This window comes from Pseudomonas frigoris, assembly GCF_047758635.1.
GTDB classification, from domain to species: Bacteria; Pseudomonadota; Gammaproteobacteria; order Pseudomonadales; family Pseudomonadaceae; genus Aquipseudomonas; species Aquipseudomonas frigoris.
The window spans coordinates 959,419-976,139 of sequence record NZ_CP180479.1; the positions used below are offsets into that span (position 1 = coordinate 959,419).

Annotated in this window: 16 protein-coding genes and 1 pseudogene; 8 read left to right on the plus strand and 9 right to left on the minus strand. The window is 60.5% G+C overall.

The genetic code is table 11. From position 1 onward, the window contains the following. Positions 1-267 precede the first annotated feature (267 nt). Together ACMXYH_RS04305 and ACMXYH_RS04310 are read left to right on the plus strand one after the other, a co-directional pair. Positions 268-468, plus strand: coding sequence for a Flp family type IVb pilin (locus tag ACMXYH_RS04305; protein WP_056746171.1), 201 nt, complete (start codon positions 268-270; stop codon positions 466-468). A 74-nt stretch (positions 469-542) separates the two neighbouring features. After that, a complete protein-coding gene (locus ACMXYH_RS04310; protein WP_129438772.1) occupies positions 543-956 on the plus strand; it encodes a response regulator in 414 nt (137 codons plus the stop codon). Between the two features lie 86 nt (positions 957-1,042). Here the strand turns inward: ACMXYH_RS04310 and ACMXYH_RS04315 are convergent, their stop codons facing one another. Next, entirely contained in the window at positions 1,043-1,897 is an 855-nt protein-coding gene (locus ACMXYH_RS04315; RefSeq protein WP_415766405.1) for a MaoC family dehydratase, read from the minus strand. A 2-nt stretch (positions 1,898-1,899) separates the two neighbouring features. Next, positions 1,900-3,252, minus strand: coding sequence for a 3-oxoacyl-ACP reductase (locus ACMXYH_RS04320; RefSeq protein ID WP_129438768.1), 1,353 nt, complete (start codon positions 3,250-3,252; stop codon positions 1,900-1,902). Between the two features lie 218 nt (positions 3,253-3,470). Between ACMXYH_RS04320 and ACMXYH_RS04325 the strand changes: the two genes are divergently transcribed. Then, on the plus strand, positions 3,471-4,748 hold the full coding sequence (locus ACMXYH_RS04325; RefSeq protein WP_415766406.1) for an acetyl-CoA C-acetyltransferase: 1,278 nt from the start codon (positions 3,471-3,473) through the stop codon (positions 4,746-4,748). Here ACMXYH_RS04325 and ACMXYH_RS04330 read toward each other — a convergent pair. Then, entirely contained in the window at positions 4,735-5,763 is a 1,029-nt protein-coding gene (locus ACMXYH_RS04330) for a bile acid:sodium symporter family protein (RefSeq protein ID WP_415766407.1), read from the minus strand. The genes ACMXYH_RS04325 and ACMXYH_RS04330 overlap by 14 nt on opposite strands. 84 nt (positions 5,764-5,847) lie before the next feature. Between ACMXYH_RS04330 and ACMXYH_RS04335 the strand changes: the two genes are divergently transcribed. Further along, the gene (locus tag ACMXYH_RS04335) at positions 5,848-6,639 is read left to right on the plus strand and encodes an AraC family transcriptional regulator (RefSeq protein WP_134421263.1); all 792 of its coding nucleotides are present in this window, start codon (positions 5,848-5,850) and stop codon (positions 6,637-6,639) included. Positions 6,640-6,742: 103 nt separating this feature from the next. Here the strand turns inward: ACMXYH_RS04335 and ACMXYH_RS04340 are convergent, their stop codons facing one another. After that, positions 6,743-7,510 (minus strand): methyl-accepting chemotaxis protein, encoded by a 768-nt coding sequence (locus ACMXYH_RS04340; protein ID WP_371916927.1) that lies wholly within the window; start codon positions 7,508-7,510, stop codon positions 6,743-6,745. Positions 7,511-7,600: 90 nt separating this feature from the next. Then, a pseudogene (locus ACMXYH_RS04345) lies at positions 7,601-8,689 on the minus strand (cache domain-containing protein); the annotation flags it as partial. Between the two features lie 402 nt (positions 8,690-9,091). On the opposite strand from ACMXYH_RS04345, the gene ACMXYH_RS04350 reads away from it, so the two are divergent. Both ACMXYH_RS04350 and ACMXYH_RS04355 read left to right on the plus strand, forming a co-directional pair. Beyond that, entirely contained in the window at positions 9,092-9,985 is an 894-nt protein-coding gene (locus tag ACMXYH_RS04350; RefSeq protein WP_415766408.1) for a PA4780 family RIO1-like protein kinase, read from the plus strand. 231 nt (positions 9,986-10,216) lie between these two features. Next, positions 10,217-11,437: an MFS transporter gene (locus ACMXYH_RS04355; RefSeq protein ID WP_415766409.1), complete on the plus strand. Its 1,221-nt coding sequence runs from the start codon at positions 10,217-10,219 to the stop codon at positions 11,435-11,437. Here ACMXYH_RS04355 and cueR read toward each other — a convergent pair. The 3 genes from cueR to ACMXYH_RS04370 form a co-directional block, all read right to left on the minus strand. Then, positions 11,391-11,804, minus strand: coding sequence for a Cu(I)-responsive transcriptional regulator (gene cueR, locus ACMXYH_RS04360; RefSeq protein ID WP_008156539.1), 414 nt, complete (start codon positions 11,802-11,804; stop codon positions 11,391-11,393). The genes ACMXYH_RS04355 and cueR overlap by 47 nt on opposite strands. Further along, positions 11,801-14,194 (minus strand): heavy metal translocating P-type ATPase, encoded by a 2,394-nt coding sequence (locus ACMXYH_RS04365; RefSeq protein WP_415766410.1) that lies wholly within the window; start codon positions 14,192-14,194, stop codon positions 11,801-11,803. The genes cueR and ACMXYH_RS04365 overlap by 4 nt, the downstream gene beginning before the upstream one ends. Positions 14,195-14,381: 187 nt before the next feature. Continuing rightward, the gene (locus tag ACMXYH_RS04370) at positions 14,382-14,765 is read right to left on the minus strand and encodes a hypothetical protein (RefSeq protein ID WP_046044720.1); all 384 of its coding nucleotides are present in this window, start codon (positions 14,763-14,765) and stop codon (positions 14,382-14,384) included. A gap of 147 nt (positions 14,766-14,912) precedes the next feature. Here ACMXYH_RS04370 and ACMXYH_RS04375 point away from each other — a divergent pair, with 147 nt between their 5' ends. Together ACMXYH_RS04375 and ACMXYH_RS04380 are read left to right on the plus strand one after the other, a co-directional pair. Continuing rightward, positions 14,913-15,110, plus strand: coding sequence for a heavy-metal-associated domain-containing protein (locus ACMXYH_RS04375; RefSeq protein WP_415766411.1), 198 nt, complete (start codon positions 14,913-14,915; stop codon positions 15,108-15,110). A 233-nt stretch (positions 15,111-15,343) separates the two neighbouring features. Continuing rightward, a complete protein-coding gene (locus tag ACMXYH_RS04380) occupies positions 15,344-16,540 on the plus strand; it encodes a multidrug effflux MFS transporter (RefSeq protein ID WP_415766412.1) in 1,197 nt (398 codons plus the stop codon). An 8-nt stretch (positions 16,541-16,548) separates the two neighbouring features. Here the strand turns inward: ACMXYH_RS04380 and ACMXYH_RS04385 are convergent, their stop codons facing one another. Beyond that, a complete protein-coding gene (locus ACMXYH_RS04385; RefSeq protein WP_415766413.1) occupies positions 16,549-16,719 on the minus strand; it encodes a hypothetical protein in 171 nt (56 codons plus the stop codon). Positions 16,720-16,721 lie beyond the last annotated feature (2 nt).

Below are 16,721 nucleotides of genomic sequence, written 5' to 3' on the forward strand. Positions count from 1 at the left end.
CAATCAGGCAGCTATGAACATGGAACTATTTCGCTATTTGAAGGTAGCTCAGCTAGAGCAAAAAGCCATTACGGGCCTGAAAATAACTCACGAAAGTAAGTCGCCAGGGCGAAAACGTGGCCTTTTTGACGTCAACGAAGCGACTAATACTTTAGTGATAATTCGTTCTTACAGTTGTGGGTACGGGGAATGCGGACAATGCTGATGCTGGCAAAGGGGAATCATGTTGCGACCGAGCAACACCCGTCGTCTTTCAGGAGAACTGCCATGTCCTTTACCAAGATTGCTCAGAAGATCAAATCCGAAATCGCTTTTTACAAAGGCCTGGCCAAAGATACCGAAGGTGCTTCAGGTATTGAGTACGCGGTCGTTGCCGCGATGGTTGCGCTGGTGATTGCTGGACTGAGCTCGGGCATTGAAACCGCGGTTACAACTCTTTTTACAAGTATCAAGACTGCACTCTCATGACGAGAGCAGAGGCAACTTGCTAATGTTCCAAAGGGCTTCTAACGTCAGCGCTTAGTCCATTGCAGGTGTTGCCCATGAACGCTCCCTCACTTCCACGCCAACAGCTTCTTCTGGTCGATGATGAGGAAGATGCGCTACTGGAATTGGCGGAATTGCTGGAGGGCGAGGGCTTCAATTGCTTTACCGCCACCTCGGTCAAGCTCGCGCTGAATCATCTGACGCGCCATCCTGATATTGCGTTGGTGATTACTGATTTGCGGATGCCGGAGGAGAGTGGCATGTCGTTGATCAAGCGGTTGCGTGAACATACGTCCCGCCAGCATTTGCCGGTGATTGTGACGTCGGGGCATGCGGACATGGAGGATGTCAGTGACATGTTGCGGTTGCAGGTGCTAGACCTGTTTCGCAAGCCGATTTATCACGTGCGGTTGTTGGAGACGTTGAATAATTTGTTTCCGCAGCCTTGCATGGGTTTAGTGAGTCCGTGATTGATCGTTCCCACGCTCTGCGTGGGAATGCAGCCAGGGACGCTCCGCGTCCCAGGAGCCGAACGCAGAGCGCAGGAACGGTCGGGTCAGGCAACCGGTCGCCAATGGCCCACCATATGCTCCAAATCCCCTGCACCTACCAACCTCAAATCCCCACTGGATCCCGCCGCACTGGCCAGCAATGTCACCTCACTGGGCAATCGCACCGGTTTGCGGAATTGCACCGCAATCTCGACATTCGCCGCCGGCAGATGATCGGCAAGCGCCGCGAGGGTACGCGCCTTGTTCCACAACCCATGGGCGATGGCCGTCGGGAATCCGAAAAGTTTGGCGCTGACGGCACTCAGGTGAATCGGGTTGTAGTCGCCGGACACTTTGGCGTACTGCCGCCCAATGTCCGACGGCGCTTTCCAGCGGGCCACTTCCGACATTTCCAGCGTCGATGCCACCACGTCCTCGACGGGCTCGCCTGCGAGTTTGACCCCGCGGCACAGCATCTGGCTTTCAGCTTCCCACAACGTCCCCAACTGATCGTCGAGCGTGGTCACCAGGTCGAACGTCGCGCCCTTTTCATGGGGCTGAAGGTTTTGCACCTGAACGCTGACCCGCACACGATTCACGCCGCCCATTGGGCGAAAGATGCGAATGCGGTTGCTCAGGTGAATCAATCCCAGCAGCGGAAATGGAAACTCCTTGGCCGTCAGCAATTGCATCTGCAAGGCGAACGCGAGGATGTGTGGATAGGTCGGCGGCAGCAGGCCGTTGTCGGCAAAACCGCAGACCTTGCGATAGGCCGCCAAGCGCTCCGTATCGACATTGATCCAACAGCGCAACCCCGAATCGGGCAGGGTGGTGCCGGTGATTTTGCGCCGCGTCGCAGCCCGCACGTACAGTCCCGACAGGCTTGGTTCGCGGTTGAGTATGTGCCAATCGATGATCATGCCTAAGCCCCCAAAACACTTTGTCCGCACACTCGCAACGCTTGGCCGGTGAACGCGCCGGTGCCCGGTTGTGCCAGCCACGCCACCGCTTCGGCGACGTCTTGCGGCAGGCCGCCCTGGCCCAGCGAGCTCATGCGCCGCCCGGCCTCACGCACGCCGAACGGAAGATGCGCGGTCATCTGAGTCTCGATGAAGCCCGGTGCTACCGCATTGATGCTGATACCGCGCTCATTCAACAACGGCGCCCAGGCCTCGGCCAGACCGATCAGCCCGGCCTTGCTCGCTGCGTAATTGGTTTGCCCGCGATTGCCGGCGATGCCGCTGATGGACGCCAGCAGGATCACTCGGCCGTTGTCGTGCAGGGTGCCGCTGTCGAGCAGTGCCTTGGTCAGCACTTGCGGCGCATTGAGGTTGACCGCCAGCACCGCGTCCCAGAATTCCGGGGTCATGTTGGCCAGGGTTTTATCCCGGGTGATGCCGGCGTTGTGCACCACGATGTCGATGCCGTCGGGCAGTTGCTCGATCAACTGCGCGGCGGCATCTTCGGCGCAAATATCCAGGGTGATGCTGCGCCCGCCGAGGCGTGCGGCGAGGGCTTCGAGATCAGTCTTGGCCGGTGCTACGTCGAGCAGGATCACTTCGGCCCCGTCACGGGCCAGGGTTTCGGCGATGGAGGCGCCGATGCCGCGTGCAGCACCCGTGACCAGCGCCTTGCGGCCGGACAATGGACGAGTCCAGTCCGTGACCTGCGTATCGCAGGCATTCAAGCGAATCACTTGCCCGGAAACGAACGCACTTTTGGGCGAGAGGAAAAACCTCAGCGGGCCTTCCAGTTGATCCTCCGCACCTTCGCCGACATAGATCAGCTGCAAGGTGCCGCCGCTGCGCAGCTCCTTGGCCAACGAACGGCTGAAACCTTCCAACGCTCGCTGGGCGCTGGCGGCGAACGGATCGCTCAAGGTCTCCGGCGCGCGCCCCAGAATCACCAGGTGCGCGCTGTGGTCGAGGTTTTTAATCAACGGCTGGAAGAACTCGCGCAGCTGTTTGAGTTGATCGGTTTGCACCAGGTCGCTGGCGTCGAATACCACGGCTTTGAGTTTGGGGCCGTGGCCGGGAATCCACGCGGTGGCCAGGGCAGGGTCGGTGCCGTAGCTGTAAATCGCGTCGGTCAGACGGTTGGCGAAGGTGCCGATTTTTTCCGTCAACGGGCCACCGCCTAACAACAGCGCCCCCTCGACAGGCCGCAGCCGGCCTGCTTGCCAGCGCTCCAGCCGAACCGGCGACGGCAGACCCAGGGCCCCGACCACACGATGGCCGATGGACGAATTGGCGAAGTCGATATAACGGTCAGACATGGAACGCGCTCCAGCAGCTGGGGTTCAAAGTGTGGACCAAAAATGGCGATCAGTCGTTCGATCCACGAGATAAGGCCTACGCTTGATCATTGTAGGAGCTGCCGAAGGCTGCGATCTTTTGATCTTGATCCCAAAAAACAGAGTCAAAAGATCGCAGCCTTCGGCAGCTCCTACAGGGGGCGGTGCTCTCAATTTGGATATTTCATCAGGAGCTTTTCATGACTCAGCTGCGCCGCGTTGCGATTATTGGTGGTAACCGTATCCCCTTCGCCCGTTCCAACGGGCCGTACGACACCGCCAGTAACCAGGCGATGCTCACCGCCGTGCTCGAAGGCCTGATCGAACGCTACAACCTGCACGGTTTGCGCCTGGGCGAAGTGGTGGCGGGGGCAGTGCTCAAGCACTCCCGGGATATGAGCTTGATCCGCGAATGTGTGCTCGGCTCGCGGCTGTCGCCAACCACCCCGGCCTACGACATTCAGCAGGCGTGTGGCACCGGTCTGGAAGCGACGTTGCTGGTGGCGAATAAAATCGCGCTGGGCCAGATCGAATGCGCAATCGCCGGCGGCGTCGACACCACCTCCGACGCGCCGATTGGGGTCAACGAAGGCCTGCGCAAAATCCTCCTGCAAGCCAACCGCGCCAAAACCACCGCCGACAAACTGAAATCCTTCCTGCAACTGCGCCCCCGTCACCTGATCCCGGATCTGCCACGCATCAACGAGCCACGCACTGGCCTGTCGATGGGTGAGCACTGCGAATTGATGGCCCAGGCCTGGAATATTCCGCGCGACGAACAGGACCAACTGGCCTTGGAAAGTCACCAGAAAATGGCCGCGTCCTACACCGAAGGCTGGCACAACGACTTGATGACGCCGTTCCTCGGTCTGACCCGCGACGACAACCTGCGCCCGGAACTGACCCTGGAAAAACTCGCGTCACTCAAACCGGTGTTCGAGAAAAGCGCCAAGGGCACCCTGACGGCGGGCAACTCGACGCCGCTCACCGATGGCGCGTCGCTGGTACTGCTGGGCAGTGAAGAATGGGCCAAGGAGCGCGGCTTGCCGGTCCTTGCCTATTTGCGCGATGGCGAGGTGGCGGCGGTGGATTTCGTCAACGGTGCGGAAGGATTGTTGATGGCGCCGGTGTATGCAGTGCCGCGTTTGCTGGCGCGCAACGGCCTGACCTTGCAGGACTTCGATTACTACGAAATCCACGAAGCCTTCGCCGCGCAGGTGCTCTGCACGCTGAAGGCTTGGGAGGATGCGGAATATTGCAAAACCCGCCTCGGTCTCGATGCGCCACTGGGCTCCATCGACCGCAGCCGCCTCAACGTCAAAGGCAGTTCACTGGCGGCGGGGCATCCGTTTGCCGCGACTGGCGCACGCATCGTCGCGAGCCTGGCGAAGTTGCTGGATGCGGCGGGGCAGGGCCGAGGGTTGATCTCGATCTGCGCCGCCGGAGGCCAGGGGGTGACAGTGATTATTGAGCGCTGAGGACTGCGGCGCTTTGCTGTTGGGCCAGCTGCCGGTTGCGGTTGGCGTAACTCTCGGCCATGACCGAGCAGACGATCAGCTGCAACGGGTGGTAGATCATGATCGGCAGAAGGATCAGCCCAAGCCCTGGGTTGGCGCCGAAGATCAGCGCTGCCATCGGCGCACCGGCGGCCAGGGATTTCTTGCTGGCGCAAAATACCGCAGCGATTTCATCGGCCGGGCTGAATTTCAATGCGCGAGCGGTGCGGGTGGTCATCCACAGGATGATCGCCAGCAGGATCGCACTGCCGATCAGTGCTGTGAGGATTACGCTGTTGCCCTGTTTTTGCCACATCCCCGACACCATCGAATTGCAGAACGCCGCGTAGACCAGCAACAGAATCACCAGCTTGTCGACGATGTTGGTGTAGCGCTTGTGGCGGGCGAAGAACTTGCCGAGGAACGGCCGAACCCATTGGCCGAGTACCAGTGGCAACAGCAACATGGCGCAGAGGTCGAGCAGGGTTGAGCCCAGATCGATACCGCCAGCACCGCTGCCGACCACGAAACTCACCAGCAACGGCGTCAGGAAAATCCCCAGCACGCTGGACAGGCTCGCATTGAGAATCGCCGCCGGTACGTTGCCGCCCGCGCTGCCGGTCAGGGCCACGGACGAGGAAATGGTCGAGGGCAGGGCACAGAGGTACAGGAAACCCAGCATCAGCAGAGACGGAATGTGCGAACCCAACAGCTTGTCGCTCAGCAGCCAGATCAGCGGAAACACCGCGAAGGTGAAACCCTGGACCATCACGTGCAGCTTCCAATTTTTCAGACCGTGAGTGATCTGCTCGCTGGACAGGTTGACCCCGTGCAGGAAGAACACCAGGAACACGCCGATATTGATCACGTATTCAGCGTGCATTCCCCCACCGGAGGCGCCGAAGGTCGGGAAGAAATACGCCAGCAGCGTGGCGATCAACATGCCGCACAAGAACCAGTCGGTGACCACGCGTTTGAGGTGTTTGAAGGCATGCATAACAGGCACCGAATACATTTGTAAGAATTGGTGACTTAGCCTAACGTCGGCTCCATCAGCCGTCTTGCGACATAAGGCCAATCAATGCCGACTAACGGACAACTTTCCCTCGAACGGACGATTCCGACGCTGACAGCGCTGCCGCGTCCGCTGTATGCCCGCGCGGAAAGTCTCAACGCCGGTTCATGGACGCCGCCGCATCGGCACGATTGGGTGCAGTTTTCCTACGCGATCAGCGGCGTTCTCGGCGTGCACACCGCCGAAGGCAGTTTCTTTGCGCCGCCGCAGTGGGGAATCTGGATTCCGGCAGATCTCGAACACCAGGTGGTGACTTCGATGCGCGCCGAGATGCGCAGCCTCTATGTGCGTCGCGAGGATTGTGAATGGGCGGACGGGCGTTGCCGGGTGCTGGAAGTGACGCCGTTGGCCCGGGAGCTGATCAAGAGTTTTTGTTTACTGCCGGTTGAATATCCGCAGGGCGACAACCAGGAGTCACGGCTGGTGAGTGTGCTGCTGGATCAGTTGGCGCATCTACCCGAGGTCGGCTTCTCGCTGCCGTTGCCGCGCCATGAACGGTTGCTGGGGTTGTGCAACGAGCTGATCGAAAGCCCTGAGCGCAATGTGACGTTGCAGGAGTGGGCCGAGCGATTGGGGACGTCGGAGAAGACCTTGATGCGGCTCTTTCAGCGGGAAACCGGGTTGAGCTTTCGAGGGTGGCGCCAGCGGATGCGGTTGCTGTCGTCGTTGAGTTTGCTGGAGGAGGGGGACAGCGTGACGAATGCTGCGCTGTCTTGCGGGTATGACTCGACTTCGGCGTTTATTGCGGCGTTCAAAAGCCTGTTCGGGTTTACCCCCGGCGAGCTGTTCAAGCAGTGACGACGCTAAAAGATCGCAGCCTGCGGCAGCTCCTACAGGATGTACGCCGATCCCCTGTAGGAGCTGCCGAAGGCTGCGATCTTTTGATCTTCTCTCTTGATCTTTAGGTTCTGAACCGCCGAACCAACCCATCCAGCTCATTCGACAACCCCGCCAGACTCTGCGAATCCAGCCGCGCCGAGTTCGCCAGTTCTGCCACCAACTGCGCATCACCATGAATCTGGCTGATGTGCCGATTGATGTCTTCAGCCACCTGATGCTGTTCTTCCGCCGCGGTAGCGATCTGGGTGTTCATGTCGCGGATCACGTCCACCGATTCCCGAATCAGCCCGAAGCTGCTGCGTGCTTCACCGATCCGCGTCACCGATTGCTGGGACACTTCCAGGCTCGCATGCATTTGCTGAGTCACCTGACTGGTGCGTTTGGCGAGGTTGCCCAGCAAACCGTCGATTTCCGCCGTGGAATCCGCCGTGCGTTTGGCTAGCGCCCGAACTTCATCGGCCACCACCGCAAACCCACGACCCTGTTCACCGGCCCGCGCCGCTTCAATGGCCGCGTTCAGCGCCAGCAGGTTGGTCTGTTCGGCAATCGAGCGAATGGTCCCGAGGATTGACTGAATGTCGTTGCTATCGCGCTCAAGCTGTTGCATCGACTGGGCCGACTGTTCGATTTCCTGGCTCAAGCGATCAACGCTGGTCACGGCCGCATCAATCTGTTGCTGACCTTCACGCGCCTGGCGCTGGCCGCTGTCGGCCGATTCCGCCGCCTGGCTGCAAGAGCGCGCGACTTCGTTGGCGGTGGCGACCATTTCGTGGAACGCGGTGGAAACCATGTCCACCGCTTCGCGCTGACGCCCGGCGGCTTCGGCCATGTCGCTGGAAACCTGGGTCGAACTCTTGGAGGTGGCGAGGATCTTGGTCGCGGCGCCGCCGATGCTCTGAATCAGGTTGCGAATTGCCGCCAAAAACTGGTTGAACCAGTTGGCCAGTTGCGCGGTTTCGTCGCTGCCACGGATTTGCAGGTTCTTGGTCAGGTCGCCTTCGCCTTGGGCGATGCCTTCCAGACCGCTGGCCACGCTGCGGATCGGCCGCACGATGAGGCTGGCGAAACTGGCGCCGACGATGGCGAAGAACACGGCCAGCACGGCGGCGATGATCGCGATCAGCCAGGTCAACTGGGTTGCCGAACTCATCACGTCGGTCTGCTTGATCAGGCCGATGAAGGTCCAGCCCAACTGCTCCGACGGCCAGACGTTGGCCATGTAGCGTTCGCCGTTCAGCTCGACTTCCACCAGCCCTTTGCCGGCCTTGGCCAGTTGCGCGTAGCCCTCGCCGAGGCTGCTCAGCGCTTTAAAGTTGTGTTCCGGTTGCTTCGGATCCACCAGCACAGTGCCGGTGTTTTCCAGCAGCATCAGGTAGCCGGTTTCACCGAGCTTGATCTGTTTGACGATTTCGGTGAGCTGTTTAAGCGTCACGTCGATGCTGACTACGCCGCCATTGGTGCCCAATTTGTTGTCGATGGTGCGCACGGTACTGACGTACGTCGCGTCGTCCTGGGCCCAGTAATAGGCCTCAGTGCGCAACGGTTTGCCCGGTTTGGCCTGGGCAGCCTTGTACCACGGGCGCTGGCGCGGGTCGTAGTTACTCAGCTTCGCATCGTCCGGCCAGGACACATAACCGCCCGCCGCGGTGCCGAGGATGGCATAGGCGTAGGACGGGTGACTGTTACCCAGGTCCTGAAGGAGGCCGAAGACCTTCTTGTCCATCTCGCCTTGGGGAATGCTCTCGGCGTTGGCGCTCATGTAGGTCTTGAGGCTGTCGTCGGAGTTCTTGATCAGCGGTTGGGTCGCCAGGTAATCCACGTTCTGGCTGATGTCGTCAAAGAACAGTTGCATGGCGTTGCTGACCTGACGAATCTCGCGTCCACTGCCGTCGACGAAACTGTCCTTGGCATCACTGCGCAAGTTCAGCACAACCAGGGTAGCGACCAGCACCACCGGCAAGCAGGCGATGATTGCAAACGCCCAGGTCAACTTCTGTTTGATGTTCATCCGCGCTCCAGATTTTTCTTGTAGGCCCACGCAGTGCAGATGACTCGCGGATTATTGGCAGAACGATTGTCGGACAAATCACTTTGTCTCTGATGACTTCGGCTGGCCGAGGCGGAAATTGAGGCCTATTAAGAAAAATCCTACGAAGGGGATGAATCGAGATGTCAGCTTCTGTCGCAAATACCCGCTTAGCCCTTCAGCAACAAGTGACGCAGGGTCAGCTATGATCTGTGACGGCCGATGACGACCTGCGGTTGTTGACCGATTAAACCGGCACATTGTGTGCTTCTTGACCGTCACTGGAACGTTCATAGGTCGGCAACCCCTCCCCCGAATGAGTGGATTGCCGTATAACGAATGACTTTCGCGTGTTTGGTAATAAAGGACCCCCAATAAAAGCTGATGAAGACTCCAAAACGCATTGAACCCCTGATCGAGGACGGTCTGGTCGACGAGGTGCTGCGCCCACTCATGAGTGGTAAAGAAGCAGCTGTTTATGTGGTGCGCTGCGGCAACGAGTTACGTTGCGCGAAGGTCTACAAGGAGGCGAATAAACGCAGTTTCCGTCAGGCGGCCGAGTATCAGGAAGGCCGCAAGGTGCGCAACAGCCGTCAGGCTCGAGCGATGGCCAAGAGCTCCAAGTTTGGCAAGAAAGAAACCGAAGACGCCTGGCAAAATGCCGAAGTGGCGGCATTGTTCCGTCTGGCCGGTGCTGGCGTGCGGGTTCCTCAGCCTTACGACTTCCTTGAAGGCGTGCTGCTGATGGAACTGGTGGCCGATGAGTACGGTGATGCCGCGCCGCGTCTGAACGACGTGGTGCTGGAACCGGATCAGGCGCGCGAGTATCACGCGTTCCTGATTTCGCAGATCGTGCTGATGTTGTGTACCGGTCTGGTGCACGGTGACCTGTCGGAGTTCAACGTACTGCTGACCCCGACCGGCCCGGTGATCATCGACCTGCCGCAAGCGGTCGACGCGGCGGGCAACAACCACGCGTTCAGCATGCTGGAACGGGATGTGGGCAACATGGCGTCCTACTTCGGGCGGTTTGCGCCGGAGTTGAAAAAGACCAAGTACGCCAAGGAAATGTGGGCCCTGTTCGAAGCCGGCACCTTGCACCCGGCCAGCATTTTGACCGGCGAGTTCGATGAGCCGGAAGAGTTGGCCGATGTTGGCGGGATCATGCGCGAGATCGAGGCGGCACGCCTTGATGAAGAGCGCAAGCAAGCGGTGCGCGCGGCAGATGACGCGCCACCGGGCAAAACCGAAGAGCCGCCTCCGCCCTGGATGCAGTGATTGGTTAACGAAAAACCCGGCTTCGGCCGGGTTTTTTTAGATGCCTGCCCCGAATCCTCCAAACACCGAAGAACCAGTGTGGGAGCGGGCTTGCTCGCGAATGCGGTGTGTCATTCAACATCAATGTCGACTGATCTACCGCATTCGCGAGCAAGCCCGCTCCCACAGTAGATTTTTGGTGTAACAGAATTTTGTGTTCTCCCTGCTGCTCCCCACACTCAAGGATTGAATGTGAACACCGCATCCCCTCGCAACGCCCAACTCATCATCACCGCCCGTCTGGTCTCGGACTTCGGCGCCTTTCTCAACATGGTCGCCCTGGCTACTTACGTCTACCTGCTCAGCAACAGCGCCATGAGCGTCGGCATCTTCCTCGCCAGCCGCGTGGCGGGTGGGATCTTCGCCAGCCTCATCGGCACGACTTTTTATCGCCGCTGGGCCGGGCGCCCGCCGCTGATTGCCTTCGACCTGTTGCGCGCCGGGCTGCTGGGCCTGCTGCTGGTGCTACCTGTCGCACAGCAGATGCTGCTGTTACCGGTGATCGCTTTCGGTCTGGGATTCGGCAACTCGATGTTCGCCATCGGCCTCAACAGTCAGTTGCCGCACTTGATCGAAAGCGAACACCTGCTCAAGACCAACGCCTGGATCACCTCGGCGTCGTCGGCAGCCATGGTCGGCGGAAGTCTGGTGTCAGGGCTATTGGTGGCGGCATTCGGCTTTGAAACAGTGTTTGCATTGAACGTGGTCACTTATCTGCTGGCCGCGTTGTTCATCTTGCCGCTGCGCTTTTCAAAACCTGCGCCCAGTGCCGAGCCAACCGGTGAACGTGGTGAATGGGCGGCCCTGCTCCAGGGCCTGCGCAGTACACCGGTGGTGGCGGCGATGCTCTCGGTGGCCATGGCCGACACCCTGGGCAGTGCCGCGCACAACGTGGGGTTTCCGATCATTTCCAGACTGCTGACGCCCGAGTCGGCCAGCACCACGCTGGGCCTGATGTTGGCGGTCTGGGCCAGCGGAAAACTCATCGGCGCGCGCATCGCGAGCCGACTGAAAGGCTCTGATAACGTGAACCTGGAGCGGCGATTTTTCTTTGGTGTGTTGCTGATGTCCTGCGGCTTCATCCTGATGTTTCAGCAACAGACCCTTTACGGGCTACTGCTGTTCGCGCTGCCGGCGGGTCTCGGCGACGGCTTCTCGGAGGTCGGTCTGATGTCGCGCCTGCAGCGCGAACCGGACAGCCTGCGCCTGCCGATTTTCAGCTTCCTGACGCTGCTGCAAATGACCGGGTTCGGCATCGGCATGCTGATCGCCGCGCCGTTCTATTCATGGTGGGCGCCGGGTGCCGTGGTGCTGTTGTTTCACGGGATTCCCCTCACCACCTTGTTGGTGGTGAAGGGGCTGGCAATCAGGGGCGAGCGGGTTGTGCGCAACAGCCCGACTCCAGGTTCTTGAGGATCGGGCAGTCGGGACGGTGATCACCGTGGCAGTGTTCGACCAGGTCCTGCAGCGTGTCGCGCAACTGACCGAGTTCGCGGATTTTCTGGTTCAGTTCATCAATGTGCTGACGGGCCAGGGCCTTCACGTCGGCGCTGGCTCGTTGGCGGTCCTGCCAGAGGGTCAGCAGTTTGCCGACCTCTTCCAGTGAGAACCCCAGGTCCCGGGAGCGCTTGATGAACGCCAGGGTGTGCAGGTCGTCGTCGCCGTAAACCCGATAGCCGCTGTCGGTACGATGGGCGGCCTTGAGCAAGCCGATGGATTCGTAATAACGGATCATCTTCGCGCTCAGGCCGCTTTGGCGGGCCGCTTGGCCGATGTTCATCGGTTGTCCTCCAGATCCTTGGGTTTCCAGGTTTTCAACAGTAGCGCATTGCTCACCACACTGACGCTCGACAACGCCATGGCCGCACCGGCCAGCACCGGGTTGAGGAAACCGAAGGCTGCCAGCGGAATACCGATCAGGTTGTAGACGAAGGCCCAGAACAGGTTCTGACGAATCTTCGCGTAGGTCTTGCGGCTGATCTCCAGCGCCGCTGGCACCAGCCGTGGGTCGCCGCGCATCAGGGTGATTCCGGCCGCGTGCATCGCAACGTCGGTGCCACCGCCCATGGCGATGCCGATGTCGGCGGCGGCCAGGGCAGGGGCGTCGTTGATGCCGTCGCCGACCATTGCTACCACGCCGGTTTTTTTCAGTTCCGCGACGGTGGCGGCTTTGTCCGCCGGCAGTACTTCGGCGTGGACATCCTTGATGCCCAGCGCCTCGGCAACCACTTTGGCACTGCCGCGATTGTCGCCGGTCAGCAGGTGGCTGCTGATGTTGCGTGCGTTGAGTTGTTGCACGGCTTGCAGCGCGCCGGGTTTGAGGGTGTCACCGAAAGCGAACAGGCCCAGCACTCGAAGTTCGGGACTTTGCTCGATCAGCCAGGACAGGGTCCGGCCTTCGGTTTCCCACGCGGTGGCGGAGTCCGCCCATTCACCGGCGCTCAAGCGGCTCTCTTCCAACAGACGACGATTGCCCAGCGCCAATCGACGACCGTCGAGAGTGCCCGCGATGCCACGGCCGGTCAGGGACTGGCTGTCGGTAACATCGGCCACCGTCAAACCGCGCTCGGCGCAAGCGTCCAGCACCGCCTTGGCCAGCGGATGCTCGCTGCCGCGTTGCAGGGCGCCGGCCATTTGCAGCAGCGCAGCTTCGTCATGGTTGATTGCGCTCAAATGAGCGATGCGCGGAGTACCCGAAGTCAGCGTGCCGGTCTTATCGAATACCACAGCACTGACTTCATGGGCACGCTCCAGCGCTTCGGCGTCCTTGATCAGAATCCCGTAGCGCGCCGCCACGCCGGTGCCGGCCATGATCGCTGTCGGCGTGGCCAACCCCAGGGCGCACGGGCAAGCGATCACCAATACCGCCACAGCATTGATCAGCGCCGTTTCCATCGGCGCGCCGTACAACCACCAACCGATCAAGGTCGCCAACGCGATCAACAGGACCGTGGGCACGAACACCTGGCTGACTTTATCCACCAGTTTCTGGATCGGCGCCTTTGCGGCTTGAGCGTCTTCGACGAGGCGGATGATGCGGGCGAGCACGGTTTCTGCGCCCAAGGCCAGGGTGCGAACGAGCAACCGGCCTTCGCCATTGATCGCGCCGCCGGTGACCTTGTCGCCGGGTTGTTTGGGCACCGGCAGGCTTTCACCGCTGATCAGCGCTTCGTCGGCGTGGCTCTGGCCTTCGACCACTTCACCGTCCACCGGGAAGCGTTCGCCGGGCTTGACCATGACCAAATCATTCAGACGCAAGGCGCTGATGGCGACATCTTGCTCGCGGCCGTCGATCACCTGAATCGCCCGCTCCGGGCGCAAGGCTTCGAGGGCGCGAATGGCACTGGCGGTCTGGCGTTTGGCGCGGCTTTCCAGGTATTTGCCCAACAACACCAAGGCAATCACCACCGCCGAGGCTTCGAAATACAGGTGCGGCATGCGCCCGGCGGCGGTGGCCCATTCATAGAGACTCAAGCCATAACCGGCGCTGGTGCCCAGCGCGACCAGTAAATCCATGTTGCCCGCACCGGCGCGCACGGCTTTCCAGGCAGCGACGTAAAAGCGTGCACCGAAGATGAATTGCACTGGCGTGGCCAACGCGAATTGCACCCAGGCCGGGAGCATCCAGTGCACGCCGAACGGTTGCAGCAGCATTGGCAGCACCAGCGGCGAGGCGAGGACGATCGCCATGATCAAGGCCCAACGCTCGCGGTGCAGGCGTTGTTGCTGATTATCGGCTTGCGGGTGTTCGACTTCCCAGACACTGGCGTTATAGCCTGCCTTAGTCACTGCACCGATCAGGGTTTGCGGATCGATCTGGCCGAGCAGCTCAAGATGGGCGCGTTCGTTGGCCAGGTTGACGCTGACACTTTTGACTCCCGGCACCTTGGCCAGCGCTCGTTCGACTCGGCCAACGCAGGAGGCGCAGGTCATGCCGTCGATGCTCAATTCCAGACTCTGCTGCGGCACGCTGTAACCCGCCTGCTGCACCGCATCCATCAAGGCCGGCAGGCTGTCGCTGGGTGCTTGAACCCGGGCCTGTTCGGTGGCCAGGTTGACGCTGACGGCAGAGGCGCCGATGACTTTGCTCAAGGCACGCTCGACACGCCCGGCGCAACTGGCGCAGGTCATGCCGGCAATCGGCAGATCGAAAGTGGTGGATTCGGACATCGGTCACGCTCCCTGTAGAAGATGACTACAGGATCAACCTTGCCATGCTGGCAAGGTCAAGCGCCATGTCTCAGATCAAAAGATCGCAGCCTCGTTGCACTCGACAGCTCCTACAGGGATACGAAACCTTGTAGGAGCTGTCGAGTGCAACGAGGCTGCGATCTTTTGATCTTTTTTTACCGGCGACTCAATATTCGAGAGCCGCAGGCTTGAGGTACATCCCTTCCTGCGTCATCGCAATCCGGAACTTCAACACGTCACCGGCCTTGAGCGTGATGTTCTGTGAACCCGGTGCGAGCATGCCCGGGTTGCAGCCCGGCGCCTGGCCCGGCAGCAACTTAAGGCGCAAGGACACATTGCCCGGCGGCAGGTTGAACGAGGTGCTTTGTTCCTGGAATAACCGCGCCGACAGCTGATCGTGAATGTACACGCCGATCTCGCAGGAGGTCGCGACTTCCAGGCGCTCGCGGGAAATGATCAGTACGCCATAGTCCTCCCCGGCGGCTTGAACTGAAGGTGTCGCGGCAAATAGGCTGAGAAAGCCAAACAGGCTGAGAGCTGACCAGCGCATGGCTGAATCTCCTGATGTCGAGTCATTGATGGACGCAGCTTGGCCGAGCACGACGCCGATTGCCAGCCCGGCAGCTCACTTCAGAACTTGACCTTGCCATGATGGCAAGCTCGAGACTGCACACAACTTCACGAAAGGAGTCATCCCATGCAAGTGTTCAACGTTCAAGGCATGTCCTGCGGTCACTGCGTCAAAACCATCACCCAGGCGCTGCAAGCCAAGGATCCTGCGGCCAGCGTGCGTATCGATCTGGCCGCGAAAGAAGTCGGCGTCGAGAGCGCTTTGTCGGCGGATCAGGTAATCGCGGTGATCACCGAAGAAGGTTACGAGGCGAAAGTCGCCTGAGTCCAAACACAATTCCATGTGGGAGCGGGCTTGCTCGCGAAGACGGTGTGTCAGTCGCCATCAACGTTGTCTGACACACCGTCTTCGCGAGCAAGTCGAATCGTCGCACCGCCGCTCCCACAGGTTTTGCATTCATTCAGTGGTTTTTAATAGTTAGCGACCTAACGGAATGTTCAAGGCGTCCATGCGCGGCTAGACTGTGGGGCTGCCGACCCTGTCCAACTGGATGCCTGATGAATTTCCGTTCCATTTTGATTCTTGGCGCCTTGAGCGCCTTCGGTCCGCTGGCGATCGATTTCTATCTGCCGGCCTTCCCGGCGATGGCGCTCGCCTTCGGCACCGATGAAAAACACGTTCAGCTGACCCTGGCGGCGTATTTCCTTGGCTTGTCCATCGGTCAACTGGCTTACGGCCCGGTGGCAGATCGTTTTGGGCGCCGCATTCCCTTGCTGACCGGTGTCGGGCTGTTCACTGCGGCCTCTCTGGCCTGTGCCTATGCGCCGAACCTCGAATGGCTGATCGGCGCACGTTTCGTTCAGGCGTTGGGCGGGTGCGCGGGGATGGTGATCGCGCGGGCGATTGTCAGCGATAAATGCGATGCGGTGGGTTCGGCGAAGGTCTTTTCGCAGCTGATGCTGGTGATGGGCCTGGCGCCGATTCTTGCGCCCATGCTGGGTGGGCTGTTGGTCAACACCACGGGCTGGCAGTCGATCTTTCTCGTGTTGACCGGTTTCAGTGCGCTGGCAGGGTTGGCCGTGGCGCTCGGGCTGCCGGAAAGTCTGCCGGCCCATGTGCCGCGTCAACCGTTGTCGGGGGCGTTACGTCAGTACGGTCGACTGTTGTCGGCCCCGGTCTACCTCGGCCACGCCCTGACCGGTGGCATCGCCATCGCCGGGATGTTTGCCTACATCGCCGGTTCACCGTTCGTCTTCATCAAGCTGTATGGCGTGCCGCCCGAGCATTTCGGCTGGCTGTTCGGTACCAACGCGGCGGGTTTCATTCTGGTGGCGCAGCTCAACGCGCGATTGCTGGCCAAGCGTGGTCCGGCTTTTCTGCTGGTGCGCACCGTGTGGATCTACGTCGGCGCCGGTCTGGCGCTGCTGGCCGTCAGTTCGTTGCACACCGCGCAGCTATGGCCGTTGCTGATTCCGCTGTTTGTCTGTATCGCCAGCCTCGGTTGCATCCTGCCTAACGCCTCGGCCTGCGCCATGAACGGGCAGGGCGCGCGGGCCGGCAGTGCATCGGCGATGCTCGGTTGCCTGCAATTCAGCGTCGCCGCCGGGGCAGCAGCATTGGTGGGTGTTTTACACGATGGCAGCGCCATGCCGATGGCCATGGTCATCAGCCTGTGCGGAGTTCTGGTGGTGAGCGTGGCGATGCTCACCCGGCGTTTGCAAAATGCCCGGGCGCTGGCGCAAGCCCAGGTCTGAGGGCGGACTCAGCCAGCGGCACGCTGCTGGCGGTCAACAATTTGATGAGGTGCTTGTAGTCGCGCTTCGAGGGTGCGGGTGAAGGCGCGGGCCTCGGCTTCGCTGCGGAACGTCACGGCGTGTTGGTCAAGACGGACTTGCCACTGGGATTTTGCCAATTCTTTTATCAGGATCTTCATTG

Excerpts from the sequence above, each read along its gene's own strand:
- ACMXYH_RS04305 (WP_056746171.1), top strand. The coding sequence starts at position 268 with ATGTCCTTTACCAAGATTGCTCAGAAGATCAAATCCGAAATCGCTTTT.
- ACMXYH_RS04310 (WP_129438772.1), top strand. The coding sequence starts at position 543 with ATGAACGCTCCCTCACTTCCACGCCAACAGCTTCTTCTGGTCGATGAT.
- ACMXYH_RS04315 (WP_415766405.1), bottom strand. The coding sequence starts at position 1,897 with ATGATCATCGATTGGCACATACTCAACCGCGAACCAAGCCTGTCGGGA.
- ACMXYH_RS04320 (WP_129438768.1), bottom strand. The coding sequence starts at position 3,252 with ATGTCTGACCGTTATATCGACTTCGCCAATTCGTCCATCGGCCATCGT.
- ACMXYH_RS04325 (WP_415766406.1), top strand. The coding sequence starts at position 3,471 with ATGACTCAGCTGCGCCGCGTTGCGATTATTGGTGGTAACCGTATCCCC.
- ACMXYH_RS04330 (WP_415766407.1), bottom strand. The coding sequence starts at position 5,763 with ATGCATGCCTTCAAACACCTCAAACGCGTGGTCACCGACTGGTTCTTG.
- ACMXYH_RS04335 (WP_134421263.1), top strand. The coding sequence starts at position 5,848 with ATGCCGACTAACGGACAACTTTCCCTCGAACGGACGATTCCGACGCTG.
- ACMXYH_RS04340 (WP_371916927.1), bottom strand. The coding sequence starts at position 7,510 with ATGGCCGAAGCCGCCGGGCGTCAGCGCGAAGCGGTGGACATGGTTTCC.
- ACMXYH_RS04350 (WP_415766408.1), top strand. The coding sequence starts at position 9,092 with ATGAAGACTCCAAAACGCATTGAACCCCTGATCGAGGACGGTCTGGTC.
- cueR (WP_008156539.1), bottom strand. The coding sequence starts at position 11,804 with ATGAACATCGGCCAAGCGGCCCGCCAAAGCGGCCTGAGCGCGAAGATG.
- ACMXYH_RS04365 (WP_415766410.1), bottom strand. The coding sequence starts at position 14,194 with ATGTCCGAATCCACCACTTTCGATCTGCCGATTGCCGGCATGACCTGC.
- ACMXYH_RS04370 (WP_046044720.1), bottom strand. The coding sequence starts at position 14,765 with ATGCGCTGGTCAGCTCTCAGCCTGTTTGGCTTTCTCAGCCTATTTGCC.
- ACMXYH_RS04375 (WP_415766411.1), top strand. The coding sequence starts at position 14,913 with ATGCAAGTGTTCAACGTTCAAGGCATGTCCTGCGGTCACTGCGTCAAA.
- ACMXYH_RS04380 (WP_415766412.1), top strand. The coding sequence starts at position 15,344 with ATGAATTTCCGTTCCATTTTGATTCTTGGCGCCTTGAGCGCCTTCGGT.
- ACMXYH_RS04385 (WP_415766413.1), bottom strand. The coding sequence starts at position 16,719 with ATGAAGATCCTGATAAAAGAATTGGCAAAATCCCAGTGGCAAGTCCGT.